The organism is Micromonospora sp. DT4 (assembly GCF_049841675.1).
Classification (GTDB): Bacteria; Actinomycetota; Actinomycetes; order Mycobacteriales; family Micromonosporaceae; genus Micromonospora.
Genome location: NZ_JBNCKT010000426.1, coordinates 1 through 369, shown reverse-complemented (window position 1 = coordinate 369; position 369 = coordinate 1). Strand labels below are relative to the sequence as shown.

The following is a 369-nucleotide window of genomic DNA, read 5'->3' as shown; positions in this document are numbered from 1 at the left end:
ATCACACTAAGTAACGCAATCTTCGACTGCAACAAAAATGATCTCAACTAATACGCGGCAGCCGACCCAGGCCGCGGACCCAGCCGAAACACCATTCAAGATCCACTCATGGCCGCTTTGCCCTTACCTTGGAGCACCACCCGCGGCGACCGCCCCAAACCGCGCACCGCCCTGAACGCCCTGCGCGCCGGCGACACCCTCGTCATCCACCGCCCCGACCGAGTCGCCCGCTCCATGAAAGAACTGTTCGTCTTCCTCGAAGACGAACTCCACGCCCGCGACATCACGGCCCTTGAGGACCAACGCTCGGAGAAGTCCCGTTAGGCAAGATCAATTAGCGGGCACTCGAGTGGGGAGTCTGGCGGAGGC

General features: G+C 61.5%; 1 protein-coding gene. It reads left to right on the top strand.

The features are described 5' to 3' along the window. Window positions 1–108: 108 nt before the first annotated feature. Window positions 109–324 (top strand): recombinase family protein, encoded by a 216-nt coding sequence (locus ACLQ24_RS30425; RefSeq protein ID WP_425895171.1) that lies wholly within the window; start codon window positions 109–111, stop codon window positions 322–324. The last annotated feature ends 45 nt before the right edge of the window (window positions 325–369 follow it).